This window comes from Hymenobacter psoromatis, assembly GCA_001596155.1.
Classification (GTDB): Bacteria; Bacteroidota; Bacteroidia; order Cytophagales; family Hymenobacteraceae; genus Hymenobacter.
Window position 1 is genome coordinate 2411992 of the sequence record CP014771.1, and the last position, 13147, is coordinate 2425138.

The window sequence follows — 13147 nt, forward strand, 5'->3', positions numbered from 1 at the left end:
CGCCCCATCTTTGCGCCCATGCCCGACGCTGCCCCGCTTCTCCCCTACCTCGTTTTCGACTTCGACTCCACGTTCACGCAGGTCGAAGGACTGGATGAGTTGGCCGCCATTGCCCTGCAAGGCCAGCCCGACCAGGCGGCGCGAGTGGCCCAAATCAAGGCCTTCACCGACCAGGGCATGGCCGGCGAAATCGGCTTTCAGGAATCGCTGAGCCGGCGGCTGGCGCTGCTGGGGGCGCACCGGCGGCACCTGGCCCCGCTGGTGGCGCACCTGCAAACCAAGGTGAGCGCGAGCATCCGGCGCAACGGCGACTTCTTCCGGCAGCACGCCGACCGCATCTACGTGGTGAGCAGCGGGTTCCGGGAGTTTATCGAGCCGGTGGTGGCCGAGTTCGGCATTGTGCCCGGCCACGTGCTGGCCAACACCTTCACCTTTGATGAGGGAGGTAGCATCACGGGCTGCGACCCCGGCAACGTGCTGAGCCGCGACGGTGGTAAGATTCAGCAGCTAAAGGACTTGCACCTCGACGGACCGGTGTACGTGCTCGGCGATGGCTACACCGACTACCAGATTCGGGAGGCTGGCCTGGCCCACCGCTTTTATGCCTATACTGAGAACGTGAGCCGCCCCAGCGTGGTGGCCCACGCCGACGAGGTGCTGCCCACTTTTGACGAGTTTTTATACCAACTGAAACTACCGATGACCCTGAGCTACCCCAAAAACCGCATCAAGGTGCTGCTGCTCGAAAACCCCGACGCCCGCGCCGCCGAGCTTTTCCGCCAGGAAGGTTACCAGGTGGAAGAAGTGAAGGGCGCGCTGGACGAAGACGAGCTGGTGGCCCGCATCGAGGGCGTGAGCATTCTGGGCCTGCGGTCGAAAACGCACGTGACCCAGCGCGTGCTCGACGCGGCCAACCGCCTCATCGGCATCGGCGCGTTCTGCATCGGCACCAACCAGATTGACCTGTCTTCGGCCATGAAGAGGGGGGTAGCCGTGTTCAACGCGCCTTTCAGCAACACCCGCTCGGTGGTGGAGCTGACGCTGGCCGAGCTGATTGTGCTGGCCCGCCGCATCCCGGAGAAAAACCCCCGGATGCACGCCGGCGAGTGGGACAAATCATCGAACGGCTCGTTCGAGATTCGGGGCAAAACGCTGGGTATCATCGGCTACGGCAACATCGGGGCGCAGCTGTCGGTAGTGGCCGAGGCCGTGGGGCTGAAGGTGATTTACTACGACATGGCCGAAAAGCTCCAGCTCGGCAACGCCGTAAAATTCAAGACGCTGGAGGAAATGCTACCCCTGGCCGACATCGTGACGCTACACATCGACGGCCGGCCCGAAAACCAGGACTTCTTCGGGGCCAAAGAATTTGCCCTGATGAAGCCGGGCGCGCTGTTCATTAACAACGCCCGCGGCCACGTCGTGGACGTGCCCGCCCTGGCCGCCGCCCTGCGCGGCGGCCACCTCGGCGGCGCGGCCATCGACGTGTTTCCCCACGAGCCCAAAACCAACGCCGAGAGCTTCGAGAGCGAGCTGCGCGGCCTGCCCAACGTGCTCCTTACCCCCCACATCGGCGGCAGCACGGCCGAGGCCCAGCGCAACATCGCCGAGTTCGTGCCCGAGCGCATCATGGAGTACATCAACACCGGCAACACCCAGCAGAGCGTCAATTTCCCCAATATTCAACTGCCGGTGCAGCCCGGACATCGCCTCATTCACATCCACGCCAACGTGCCCGGCGTGCTGGCCCGCATCAACAACGTGCTGGCCCAGCACCACGTCAACATCCTGGGTCAGTATCTCAAAACCAACGAGCACATCGGCTACGTGATAACTGACATCAACCGCGAGTACGACCAAGACGTGATTCAGGCCCTGCGCGCCGTGGAGCACACCATCAAGTTCCGGGTGCTGTACTAAACTCCCGCGCCGCGCTGGTCGTTATCTTACCCAAAACCCCTTCGCCATGTCTCAGCTCACCATCACCCTCGACGACGACCTGCTGCAAGCCGCGCAGGCTTATGCCCGCCAGCACGGCCAGGAATTGGACAAGCTCGTGGCCGAGCTGCTGCAAGCCGCCGTGCAGCCAAGGATTCAGCCCGAAACCAGCCCAGCAGCATTGCCCGTGCGCCCTTTATCGCCTATCATCCAAGAACTGTACGGCTCTGTCAAGCTACCAGATAATTTCGACTATAAGACTGCCATTGAGGAAGCTATACTCGAAAAATACAACCGCTTGTGAAAAGTTTTTGGCGGTGGTGTAAGTCGTGGTGAGCTAGTATCTTTGTTTATGATTTCAACTATTCTGACGTGTGCCAACTGTGCGAGCCAACGGCTGCAAAAAAACGGGTCGAGTCGCGGCAAAGCCAAGTATCGCTGCTATGATTGCGGCCATCAAGCCGTTTTCGCCCCGGCCGCGCCGCAGCGGGCTGCCCAATACGCGCAGGTAATGAAGCTGTTAGTAGAACGCAACTCGCAACGCAGCATCGAGCGGGTTACGGGCGTTGCCCGGATGACGATTGCGCGGTGGCTAAAAAAAAGTCGCCCCGAAAGCAGTTGAGCCAGAAGCGATTGAGCCAGAAGCGATTGAGCCAGAAGCGATTGAGCCAGAAGTGATTGAGTCAGAAGTAGTTGAGCCAGAAGTAGTTGAGCCAGCAAGTATGGTATTGGAACTAGCTGAAATGTGGACCTTTGTCGGGAAACGGAAGCGCAAAGTATGGCTCTGGCTGGCCGTCGAACGGGCTTCGCGGCGCATCATAGCCTGGGTGCTGGGCTGTCGGGGAGCCGCCACGGGGCGGCGGCTTTTTCAAGCGTTACCCGCTCGTTATCCGGTCAATACTACGTACTATACCGATGCCTGGGAAGCCTACGCCACCGTCTTGCCCGCCCGCGCCCACCGGCCCAGCGCCAAAGGCAGCGGGCAAACCAGCAGCGTGGAAGCCCTCCATTGTTCGCTCCGCCACCGGTGCGGGGTCCTGGTGCGCAAATCCTGTTCGTTTAGGAAGTCACTGACTATGCATCACGCTAGAATAAAAATGTGTATTGATAATCATAATCAGCGAATCACCACGATTTAGACCACCGCCAAGTTTTTTTGTTGATATCAATGTCCTACTTGACTTGCTGGGACAGCGGGAGCCATTCGGGGCTGACGCGGCTCAGCTGCTGGAAGCAGCGGTGCGGAAAGAAGTTGTTCTGTATGTATCTGGACTGTCATTCAGCCATATCGACTATGTGCTCCGAAAAACTATGCCGGCAGCAGAGCGGCTTTACAAGATGACGCGGCTCGCCAGCATAATCGAAATTATTCCGCTTGACCGGCCAGTTATCGAAGCCACTTTCGAACTTGGCTTCGCCGACTTTGAGGACGGCCTGCAATACTGCGCCGCCCGCGCCGTGCCCGCCATCGAAGCCATCGTGACCCGCGACCCCAAAGGCTTCACGGCCGGAAGCTTACTTGTACTCACGCCGCCCGCCGCGCTGGTCGCGCTACTCTCTTAGCTAAACCGTCGGCAGTTGCTGGCTCGCCAGGAGGCCGCGGGGTAGGGCAAGTGCTTGTTGGTAGGGCACTTGCCGCAGCTCGGCCACGGGAATGCTTGTTTTCAGCTCAACCATTAGCCCGCCCAGCAACTCCACAGTCTGCGCGGCCGGGCACCGAAACTTGCGCATTACGTAGCCGGTGGCTAAGCCCACCCATTGGTCAATGCCTTGCTGAATCTGGAGCAGGTCGGTATCCGGAGCGTCGCGCAGCTGCGGCTGCCGAGCCAGCCGGTCGTCTTCTTCCAGGTGCAGCCGGATAGCATTCATAGCCAGCGTAAAAAGCGTTTTATCGCGGCGCAGCTGACGCATGCGGGGAGTAGTCATAGTAGCTCAGGTAGATAAGCAGGAAAGAGCCGCAAAGGTAGAAGCCGCCGCGCAGCGGAGCCTCGTAGCCCTACCCCCCTTGCTAGAGCCGCGCTCTCACCTCACTCAGTAGCCACTGCATGGCGTTGCGGGTGCGCTGGTCGTCGCCGGGAATACCGTTGTTGAAGAACGTGACGGCCACCAGCCGGCCGCTGCGGCAGCGCACGTAGCCGGCCAGGTTGCAGGTGTGCGTCAGCGTGCCGGTTTTGCCCCAAAACCACGTCACCTTGGGCGGGCCGGGCTCGAAGTAGCGCTTGCGCAGCGTGCCCTGGCCGCCGCCGGCCGCCAGCAGGCTCAGCAACCGGGCCTCGGGCATCTGCTGGTGCAGCCGCACCAGCACGGCCGTGAGGGTGCGCGGCGTGAGCAAGTTGAGGCGCGACAGGCCCGAGCCATCGACCCAATCGGGCCGGTCGGGCAGGCCTTTGAGTTGATTTTTAAGTAGATATCGGATAGCGCGGTCGCTGCTCAGTGAGTCGCGGTAGCCCACCTGCGTGCTGGCCATAAGCAGCAACTGCTCGGCCAGGAAATTGTCGCTCACGCGCAGCATGCGGCGGTAGAGCGAGTCGGCGCGCAGGCCGCGCAATGTGGCCACGCCGTCCTGGCCCAGGCGCGGGCGCCACGGCACGCCCACGATGGCCCGGCGCAGCGTGTCGCCGAGCAGGCGCAGCAGCAGCGTGCGGCTGGTGCGGTAGGGCACCTCATCGACCCATTTGTGGGGGGTAGGGACGTAGGTAAAGCGGTTTTCGAGCGGCGCGCGATACACGTGCTCCTCGTCGTCCTGGTCGGGCGAGAGGCGAAAGTCTTCGCCCGCCCGCGCGGTCAGCGGCGCGAAGCTGCGCGGCACCACCCGCACGTGCTGCGGCAGCACCCGCACCGCCGCGCCCGGCCGGGCACGCACTACCTGCGACACGGCCCCATAAAAGCGCACCGTGTTGCCATACATCGGAAACGCCGTGCGCTCGGGCTGAAAGTAATACCCAAAATCGTCCCAGGCCCAACTCGGGCCGTAGGCCGGCACGCAGGCTATATCGCAGTAGGCCAGCACCTTTTCGGGTCGATTAGCCAGAAACGCATAGGCCCGCCGCGAGGGCACGTCGCCGTGCAAAAAGGTGGGGTCGCCGGTGCCCTGAAAAAATAGCGTGTCGCCCCGCGAGAAGTAGCGCAGGCTGGGCAGCGAGTCGCCGAGCAGCGCCAGGCCGCCGGCCAGGCTCAGCAGCTTCATGGTGCTGGCGGGCGTGAAATAGCGCGCCTCATTGTAGCCAAACAGCGGCTCGCCGGTGGTAGCGTCGGCCAGGGCCACGCCCATCTGGTGGCGGCGCAGCGCGGCGCTGCTATCCAGGCGCTGGCGCAGCCAGGGCATGTCAAAGCGGCCGGTGGCCGAATCGGTGACCAAGGCGGGGGGTAGGGGCGGCGCGGTAGGCGTGGTTTGCCCGCAGGCAGCAGTAAAAACGAGGCTCAGCAGCGCCAGCAAACTGGCGTAGCGCCGCGCCGCGCGAATGGCAGAAACAGGGGGTAGCATAGGCACGGGCGCAACTTAAGCACGAACGCGGCAGTCATTGGTGCCAATCGACCAACCACCGCGTTTTTTTCACTGTGACCTTGCGCATCCTGCTACTCCTACTTCTGCTATTGAGCTTCGCGGCCCCGGCCCGCGCCCAGCTCAAAACGCCCGCTGACTTTGGTTACCGCCATCTCACTATGCGCTACAAGGGCGAACAGGTGGACATTCTGGTCTTGTCAAAAAAAGGCGAAGAAATGAAGCGAAAGCCGCTGTTCTTCTTTGCCCAGGGGTCGTTGCCGCGCCCGGTCATCCTGTACGACGAAAAAGGTCCTTACCGCGTGATTCCCATCCAGATGGATTTGCTCCTGGCCCGCTGTCATTTTATAGTGGTCAGCAAACCGGGTATTCCGCTCACGGGTGATGTGCGGCAGCTTGGCCCCGGCGCTACGTACATCGACCCCAAAACCGGCTTGCCGCCGGTGACCTTCTGCCAGCGTAACTACCTCGAATACTATGTGCGCCGCAACGCGGCCTTGCTGCGCTACCTAGCCCGTCAGCCCTGGGCCGACGCGCACGACATCACGGCAATGGGCCATTCCGAGGGCGCTCCCATCGTGGCCCGTATGGCCCGCTACCCGACGCCTCTCAAGCGCGTTATTTACTTAAACGGCAGCTCCTTGGGCCGAATGCTCACGATGGTCACCGCCGAAAACAGTGGCGATACCACGGGCAGCGCCGCAACTTTCCGACGTTGGCAAACCATCGTGGCCGCGCCCCTAGCCTATGACTGCATGCAGCCTGGTGACTCGCCGCTCACCACCGCCTCATTTTCCGAGCGGCAAACGCCCATCGAGGACTTTCGGCACTGTCGCATTCCGGTTTTTGTGGGCTACGGCACCCTCGACCCAGCCGCTGTTTCCAACGAGTACCTGCATCTGGAAATGATACGCGCGGGCAAAACCAACTTTACTTTTCGCGCCTACCCCGCCGTCGAACATAATTTCTTCGGCTTCACCAACGGCCAAGTAGATTACGACAAAGGCAAATGGGACGAAGTAGCGCATGATTTCCTGGCATGGATGCAAATGCAGTAGCGCGAGGTCTCCGCTTCGCACTACCAGCTACTTCAGCGTCAGAAACTTCTGCTGCATCACGTCCTGCACCGAGCGGCCCGAAATCTTGCTTTCGAGCCACGAAATGATGTCGAAATAGAGAAATGGCCGGCGGTCGAAGGGCCGAGAGGCGATGTCTTCCAGCTTGGCTTTCAGACTGATAAACTCCTCGCGCAGCTGGTTGGGGGCCACGCGCCCTACCCGCCGCAAAAACCGGAACACCTCGACCTGCATGGGCTGCTGGTCGTTCATCTTACCCAGAAACTGGTACACCGAGCGCACCTGGTATTCGAGCTCGGCATCCTGGCCAACTTCGAAATGCGCCACCAGGTTGAGGATGCGGGCAAAGCATTGCAAGTCTTCGCGCAGGCTCAGGTCTTTGTGGTCAATAATCAGGTTTAAGTACTTGATAGCCTGTTTATACTGCCCGCTCCCGAAGTACAGACAGGCAATTTTATAGTAGAAAACCAGCGTGCGGTGCAGGTCGAGCTGGCCCTTATACTGCTCCAGCTGCTCCAGTAATTCGGGAATAATCTCTACCCCCTCCGTGAAGCGCGCCTCCAGAAAACAGGCGTTGATGCGGTTGGTCCAGATGTATTGAAATAGCAGAATTTCGGTGTTGGGCGTGGCCCGGCGCGTCTGGTTGGCCCCAAAGTCTTCCAGCACCTGCAACACCTCCCGAAACCGACTATAATACATCATGTTAAACAAGGAAGCCAGCACGTTGTGCAGGCCCTTAATATAAAGCATCGTCTGGCTTTCCTTGAGGTGCGGCAGCTGCTCAAACAGGTCCACCCATTTCTGCGCGTAGCGGTAGCAGGCTTTAAAATTCTGGTTGATAGTATGATACCAAACGTGCGCCTGATAGAAGTACAGCTTCTCCCAAAAGCCGCTGCCGTGTGCCAGCTGCGCCGGCAAGTGCTCCCGAAAATACGCCGTAAACTGCTCGTGGTCAGCCTGGTTGCGGGCGTGACCAGCTTGCAGATACAGCCCGTACAGCCGCAGCGACGCGTTGGATAAGGCGTGCTGCTGGGCGAGGTGCGCGGCCGTGGCCGTGGCCTCGGCCGCCAAAGATTCGGCCCTACCCTGCAAGCTGCGCGTGATGTACTGCGACTCGATAATCTTCTCAAAATCAATGGCTAGCAGCGCCACGTGCGGCAGCTCGGCCTGCTGGGCGGCCACCTTTACTTTGGCCAGCATCCGTAGGCTTTGCTGGTAAAAGCCCTTATTATAAAGTACGCGGGCGTAGTCAAGCTGCTCATGCAGCTGAATATCAAGGTTCTGGCCGGCGTGGTAGAGGCGCAGGCTGGCCAGCAGCTGCTTATATAGGTTAGCCTTGAGATTGGCGAGCTGGGCGCGCTTGAGCGTTGGCACCTGGGTCAGCACGCGCTCTTCATCGGGCTGCTCCTGGGCATCTAAGGCGTCGAAGAGCTGCAGAAACTTGAGGCCCTCCGTCGAGCCCTGGCGGTTGGTGAACAGCCGGAAATGGCGCTTTTCCGACTGCGTCAGGGATTTTATCAGCTGAAAAACGGGGTCGCTGCTCTTGTTAGGCATTGTATAATATTAATCGCTAAAATACTTATTTACAGAATGTTACTTAAAAAAGTAGCCAACTTGGAAATAATAGAAACCCCGGAAAAATGTTTTTGCTACTTTGAAAAGTACTGGTACTTGCAGTGCATTAACAAAGCTGGCCCCGTCCCGGCGGGTTTTTATCTCTCATGGCACCGCAAAAAATTCAGATTTTCGACACTACCCTCCGCGATGGCGAACAGGTGCCGGGCTGCAAGCTAAACCAGCAGGAGAAGCTCGTTATTGCCCGGCAGCTGGAGGCGCTGGGCGTCGATGTCATCGAGGCCGGTTTCCCGGTGTCGAGTCCCGGCGACTTTGCCGCCGTGGCCGCCATCGCCGCCCAAACCCAGGAAGCCACCGTGTGCGGCCTCACCCGCGCCGTCGAAAACGACATCCGGGTGGCCGCCGAGGCCCTGCGCGGGGCGCGCCGGCCGCGCATTCACACCGGCATCGGCACCTCCGACCTGCACGTGCAGCAGAAGCTGCGCACCACCCGCGCCGACGTGCTGCAACGCGCCGTGGCCGCCGTGAAGCTCGCCAAGAGCTTTGTGGAGGACGTGGAGTTTTACGCCGAGGATGCCGGCCGCACCGACAACGAGTTTCTGGCCCGCGTGTGCGAGGCGGCCATCGCGGCCGGTGCCACCGTCCTCAACATCCCCGACACCACCGGCTACTGCCTACCCCAGGAATACGGCGCCAAGATTAAGTACCTGTACGAGAACGTAAAAGGCATCGACAAGGCGGTTCTTTCGACGCACTGCCACAACGACCTGGGCCTGGCCACGGCCAATTCCATCGCGGGCGTCAGCAACGGCGCGCGGCAGATTGAGTGCACCATCAACGGCGTGGGCGAACGCGCTGGCAACACGGCCCTGGAGGAAGTGGTAATGATTTTGCGCCAGCATCCCTACCTCAACCTCACTACTAACGTGCAAACCAAGCTATTGGCCGAAACCTCAGCGCTGGTGTCGCACCTCATGAGCATGCCCGTGCAGGCCAACAAGGCCATCGTGGGGGCCAATGCTTTTGCGCACAGCAGCGGCATCCACCAGGATGGCGTAATCAAATGCCGCGCAACCTACGAAATCATTGACCCCAAGGAAGTTGGCGTCGCCGATTCAAGCATCGTGCTCACAGCCCGCTCAGGCCGCGCCGCCCTCGCCTACCGCCTCCAAAAGCTAGGCTACGACCTGGAGCGCCCGGCCCTGAACATGGCCTACGCCAGCTTTTTGCAACTAGCTGACCGCCAGCGCGAAGTATTCGACAACGACTTACACAACCTCATCGAACAAGAAAAATTAGTAGCCATTGGCTAACAAGACTAAGGAAACGGGGTGGCAGGCGCTGCCAGTGGGTGGGAGCAGGGAAATCAGGGGGTCGGGTTAAAACCCCATAAACGCCACTCTTTCACACCCTTAACACGACCAAAATTTCCCCCTGTTGCTTCGTTTCCTTAGCCTTTTGGTCGATTACTACTTAGCTGATTGCTACTTAATTGAACTACTTAAAAAATCAAACAAGAACGTCATGCTGAGCTTGCCGAAGCATCTCGCGTGCAGTACTAAATCAATCGTTCAACGATGCGAGCGAGATGCTTCGATAAGCTCAGCATGACGTTCTCTATTTAAGTATAATATTCTAAGAATTACGCTGTCCCTACCCCATGTCCCGCACGCTATTCGATAAAATCTGGGATGCCCACGTCGTTCGCTCCATCGAGGAGTTGGATGTGGTGTACATCGACCGGCACCTGATTCACGAAGTTACTAGTCCCCAGGCGTTTGACGAGCTGGCGGCGCGCAACCTGCCGCTGTTTCGCCCCAGCCAGATTCTGGCCACGGCTGACCACAACGTGCCCACGCTGCACCAGGACCAACCCATCCGGGAGCCGCTTTCGCGCTTGCAGGTGGAGAAGCTGACGGAAAACTGCGAGAAATACGGCATCGAGCTATATGGTCTGGGCCATGCGCGCCAGGGCATTGTGCACGTTATCGGGCCGGAACTGGGCCTGACCCAGCCGGGCCTGACCATCGTGTGCGGCGACAGCCACACTAGCACCCACGGCGCGTTTGGCGCGGTGGCCTTCGGCATTGGCACCAGCCAGGTGGCGCAGGTGATGGCCTCGCAGTGCCTGCTGCTGAGCCGGCCGAAGCGCATGCGCATCTCCGTAGAAGGCGAGCTGCGGCCAGGCGTTACGGCTAAGGACCTGATTCTCTACGTTATCGCGCAGCTTGGCACAGGCGGGGCCACCGGCCACTTCGTGGAATACGCGGGCAGCGCCATCCGTGCCCTCAGCATGGAAGGCCGCATGACGGTCTGCAACATGAGCATCGAGATGGGCGCGCGCGGCGGCCTTATTGCCCCCGATGCCACCACGTTTGCCTACGTGGCGGGCCGGCCTTTTGCCCCACAAGGCGCGGCTTGGAACGACGCCGTGACCTACTGGCAAACGCTGTATTCGGACGACGATGCCACGTTTGAAACTGAGTACACTTACCAGGCGGCCGACATCACCCCGATGATTACCTACGGCACCAACCCCGGCATGGGCATTCCGCTCACCGGCCACGTGCCCCGCGAAGTGCCGGCCAGCGAAGCCGAGAGCTTCGACAAGTCGCTGAAATACATGGGATTTGAGCGCGGCGAGTCGCTGCTCGGCAAGCAGATTGACTACGTGTTCATCGGCAGCTGCACCAATTCGCGCATTGAAGACCTGCGCGCCGTGGCCGCCTACGTGCGCGGCAAGCAGAAGGCTGAGCACGTGGAAGCCATCATCGTCCCTGGCTCCAAACAGATTGAGCAGCAAGCGATTGCAGAGGGAATCGATAAGATTTTCGCTGCCGCCGGTTTTGAGCTGCGCGAGCCCGGTTGCAGCGCCTGCCTTGCCATGAACGAGGACAAGATTCCGGCCGGCGCTTACTGCGTGGCTACTTCCAACCGCAACTTCGAAGGCCGGCAGGGTCCCGGCTCACGCACGCTGCTGGCCTCGCCGCTGGTGGCGGCCATCACGGCCGTGCAGGGCCGCATCGTGGACATTACGAAGTATTTAAACTAGCATGTAATAAGCACAAAAGAACGTCATGCTGAGCTTGTCGAAGCATCTCTACCGCTTCGTTGAACGGCTCGGGTGAAGCGGTAGAGATGCTTCGACAAGCTCAGCATGACGTTCTTTTTTCCGGTACACTAAATAATGGAACGCTTCCAAACCCTGCACACCACCGGCCGGCCGCTGCCGCTGGAAAACATTGATACCGACCAGATTATCCCGGCCCGGTTTCTAAAGGCGACCACCCGCGAGGGTTTCGGCGAAAACCTGTTTTGCGACTGGCGCTACAACGCCGACGGTTCGCCCAAGCCGGATTTCGTGCTGAATGCCCCGCGCTACACCGGCTCCATCCTGGTGGCCGGCAAAAACTTTGGTTGCGGCAGCAGCCGCGAGCACGCCGCCTGGGCCTTATATGACGCCGGGTTTCGGGCCGTAATTTCTAGCTACTTCGCCGATATTTTTCGGGGTAACGCGCTGAATACCGGCCTCCTACCCCTGCAAGTGAGCGACGACGTGCTGCGCCGTCTGCTGGCCGCCATCGAGGCCGACCCGGCGCTGGAATTAGCCGTCGATTTGCCTTCACAAACGCTGGCGGTGCCGGCCTGGGGCGAAACGTTCAGCTTTGCCATCGACGGCTACAAAAAGGAATGCCTGCTTAACGGCTACGACGATATCGACTTTTTAGTGAATCAAAAACCGGCCATTGAGGCCTTTGAAAAACAACGCGCATGGACTTGGTAATCAAGAAAATAGCTTTACTGCCGGGTGATGGCATCGGGCCGGAAGTCTGTCGGCAGGCCGTGAAAGTGCTCGACGCCGTAGCCGAGCGCTTTGGCCACCGCTTTGAATTCACCTCGCACCTCGTGGGGGCCTGCGCCATCGACGCCACCGGCGACCCCCTACCCCCCGAAACGCTGGCTGCCTGCCGCGCCGCCGATGCGGTGCTGTTCGGGGCCATCGGCGACCCGAAATACGACAACGACCCCACCGCCAAGGTGCGCCCCGAGCAAGGCCTGCTGCGCATGCGCAAGGAGCTGGGTCTGTTTGCCAACATCCGGCCCGTGACGGCCTACGAAGCCCTGCTGAAGCATTCGCCGCTGAAAGCTGACCGCATCGAGGGCACGGATTTGGTAATTTTTCGGGAGCTGACGGGCGGCATCTACTTCGGCGAAAAAGGCCGCACGGCGGAAGGCGCGGCCTACGACACCTGCACCTACTCGCGCCCCGAGATTGAGCGCATCGCGCACCTGGCGTTTCAGTCGGCCGCCGGCCGCCGCCAGCACCTCACGCTCGTTGACAAAGCTAACGTACTGGAAACCTCGCGCTTGTGGCGCGAAGTAGTGCGCGAAATCGCCCCGCAATACCCGGAAGTAAGAGTTGATTACCTGTTCGTGGACAACGCCGCGATGCAGATTATCACCAACCCCCGGCAGTTCGACGTGGTGCTGACCGAGAACATGTTCGGCGACATTATCTCGGACGAAGCCTCGGTCATTGCCGGGTCGATGGGCCTGCTGCCCTCGGCCTCGGTGGGGGCGGCGGTGGCGGTGTTCGAGCCCATCCACGGCTCCTACCCCCAGGCCAAGGGCAAGGGCATCGCCAATCCGCTGGCGGCCATCTTGTCGGCCGCCATGCTGCTCGACCACCTGGGCCTCACGGCCGAGGCCAAGCTGGTGCGCGAGGCAGTGGATGAAGCGCTGACTAATAACATTTTGACGCCCGAATTGAATTCCACCGCGCCTTACACCACCGAGCAGGTGGGCAGCTACGTGGCGTTTTGGATTGCCGATTCGAACGAGCAGCAGTGGAACGCGCACAACATCGTGGTGGGCGTGAGCACAATTATTTAAGCAACGGTGCGCCTCACCCCCTAGCCCCCTCTCCGAAAAGGAGAGGGGGAACTAGCCTCTAATTTTAGAATAGTCTTACGCCGACGTGGCTCCCCCTTTCCTTTTCGGAGAGGGGGCCGGGGGGTGAGGCGCTCACTTACCCAGCATTCCCCATGACCCTCCT

General features: G+C 60.4%; 11 protein-coding genes. 8 read left to right on the forward strand and 3 right to left on the reverse strand.

Annotated elements, in window-relative coordinates; translation table 11 throughout:
- Window positions 1-18 precede the first annotated feature (18 nt).
- The 3 genes from A0257_10200 (at window position 19) to A0257_10210 (ending at window position 3501) form a co-directional block, all read left to right on the forward strand.
- Window positions 19-1920 (forward strand): 3-phosphoglycerate dehydrogenase, encoded by a 1902-nt coding sequence (locus A0257_10200; GenBank protein ID AMR29712.1) that lies wholly within the window; start codon window positions 19-21, stop codon window positions 1918-1920.
- 46 nt (window positions 1921-1966) lie between these two features.
- Window positions 1967-2242 carry a hypothetical protein gene (locus A0257_10205; GenBank protein ID AMR27430.1) on the forward strand — a complete coding sequence of 92 codons (276 nt, stop codon included), beginning with the start codon at window positions 1967-1969 and terminating at the stop codon, window positions 2240-2242.
- Window positions 2243-3276: 1034 nt separating this feature from the next.
- Window positions 3277-3501 (forward strand): hypothetical protein, encoded by a 225-nt coding sequence (locus A0257_10210; GenBank protein ID AMR27431.1) that lies wholly within the window; start codon window positions 3277-3279, stop codon window positions 3499-3501.
- On the opposite strand, the gene A0257_10215 is transcribed toward A0257_10210, so the two are convergent.
- Window positions 3502-3849, reverse strand: coding sequence for a hypothetical protein (locus A0257_10215; protein AMR27432.1), 348 nt, complete (start codon window positions 3847-3849; stop codon window positions 3502-3504).
- 97 nt (window positions 3850-3946) lie between these two features.
- A complete protein-coding gene (locus A0257_10220) occupies window positions 3947-5374 on the reverse strand; it encodes a hypothetical protein (GenBank protein ID AMR27433.1) in 1428 nt (475 codons plus the stop codon).
- A 158-nt stretch (window positions 5375-5532) separates the two neighbouring features.
- On the opposite strand from A0257_10220, the gene A0257_10225 reads away from it, so the two are divergent.
- Window positions 5533-6498: a hypothetical protein gene (locus A0257_10225; GenBank protein ID AMR27434.1), complete on the forward strand. Its 966-nt coding sequence runs from the start codon at window positions 5533-5535 to the stop codon at window positions 6496-6498.
- A gap of 27 nt (window positions 6499-6525) precedes the next feature.
- Here the strand turns inward: A0257_10225 and A0257_10230 are convergent, their stop codons facing one another.
- Window positions 6526-8070: a hypothetical protein gene (locus A0257_10230; protein ID AMR27435.1), complete on the reverse strand. Its 1545-nt coding sequence runs from the start codon at window positions 8068-8070 to the stop codon at window positions 6526-6528.
- Between the two features lie 167 nt (window positions 8071-8237).
- On the opposite strand from A0257_10230, the gene A0257_10235 reads away from it, so the two are divergent.
- The 4 genes from A0257_10235 (at window position 8238) to A0257_10250 (ending at window position 12984) form a co-directional block, all read left to right on the forward strand.
- Window positions 8238-9404 (forward strand): 2-isopropylmalate synthase, encoded by a 1167-nt coding sequence (locus tag A0257_10235; protein ID AMR27436.1) that lies wholly within the window; start codon window positions 8238-8240, stop codon window positions 9402-9404.
- Window positions 9405-9751: 347 nt separating this feature from the next.
- Window positions 9752-11143: an isopropylmalate isomerase gene (locus tag A0257_10240; GenBank protein ID AMR27437.1), complete on the forward strand. Its 1392-nt coding sequence runs from the start codon at window positions 9752-9754 to the stop codon at window positions 11141-11143.
- 135 nt (window positions 11144-11278) lie between these two features.
- On the forward strand, window positions 11279-11875 hold the full coding sequence (locus A0257_10245) for a 3-isopropylmalate dehydratase (protein AMR27438.1): 597 nt from the start codon (window positions 11279-11281) through the stop codon (window positions 11873-11875).
- Window positions 11863-12984, forward strand: a complete 1122-nt coding sequence (locus A0257_10250) for a 3-isopropylmalate dehydrogenase (protein AMR27439.1) — start codon at window positions 11863-11865, stop codon at window positions 12982-12984. Before A0257_10245 ends, A0257_10250 begins: the two co-directional genes overlap by 13 nt.
- Window positions 12985-13147: the final 163 nt, after the last annotated feature.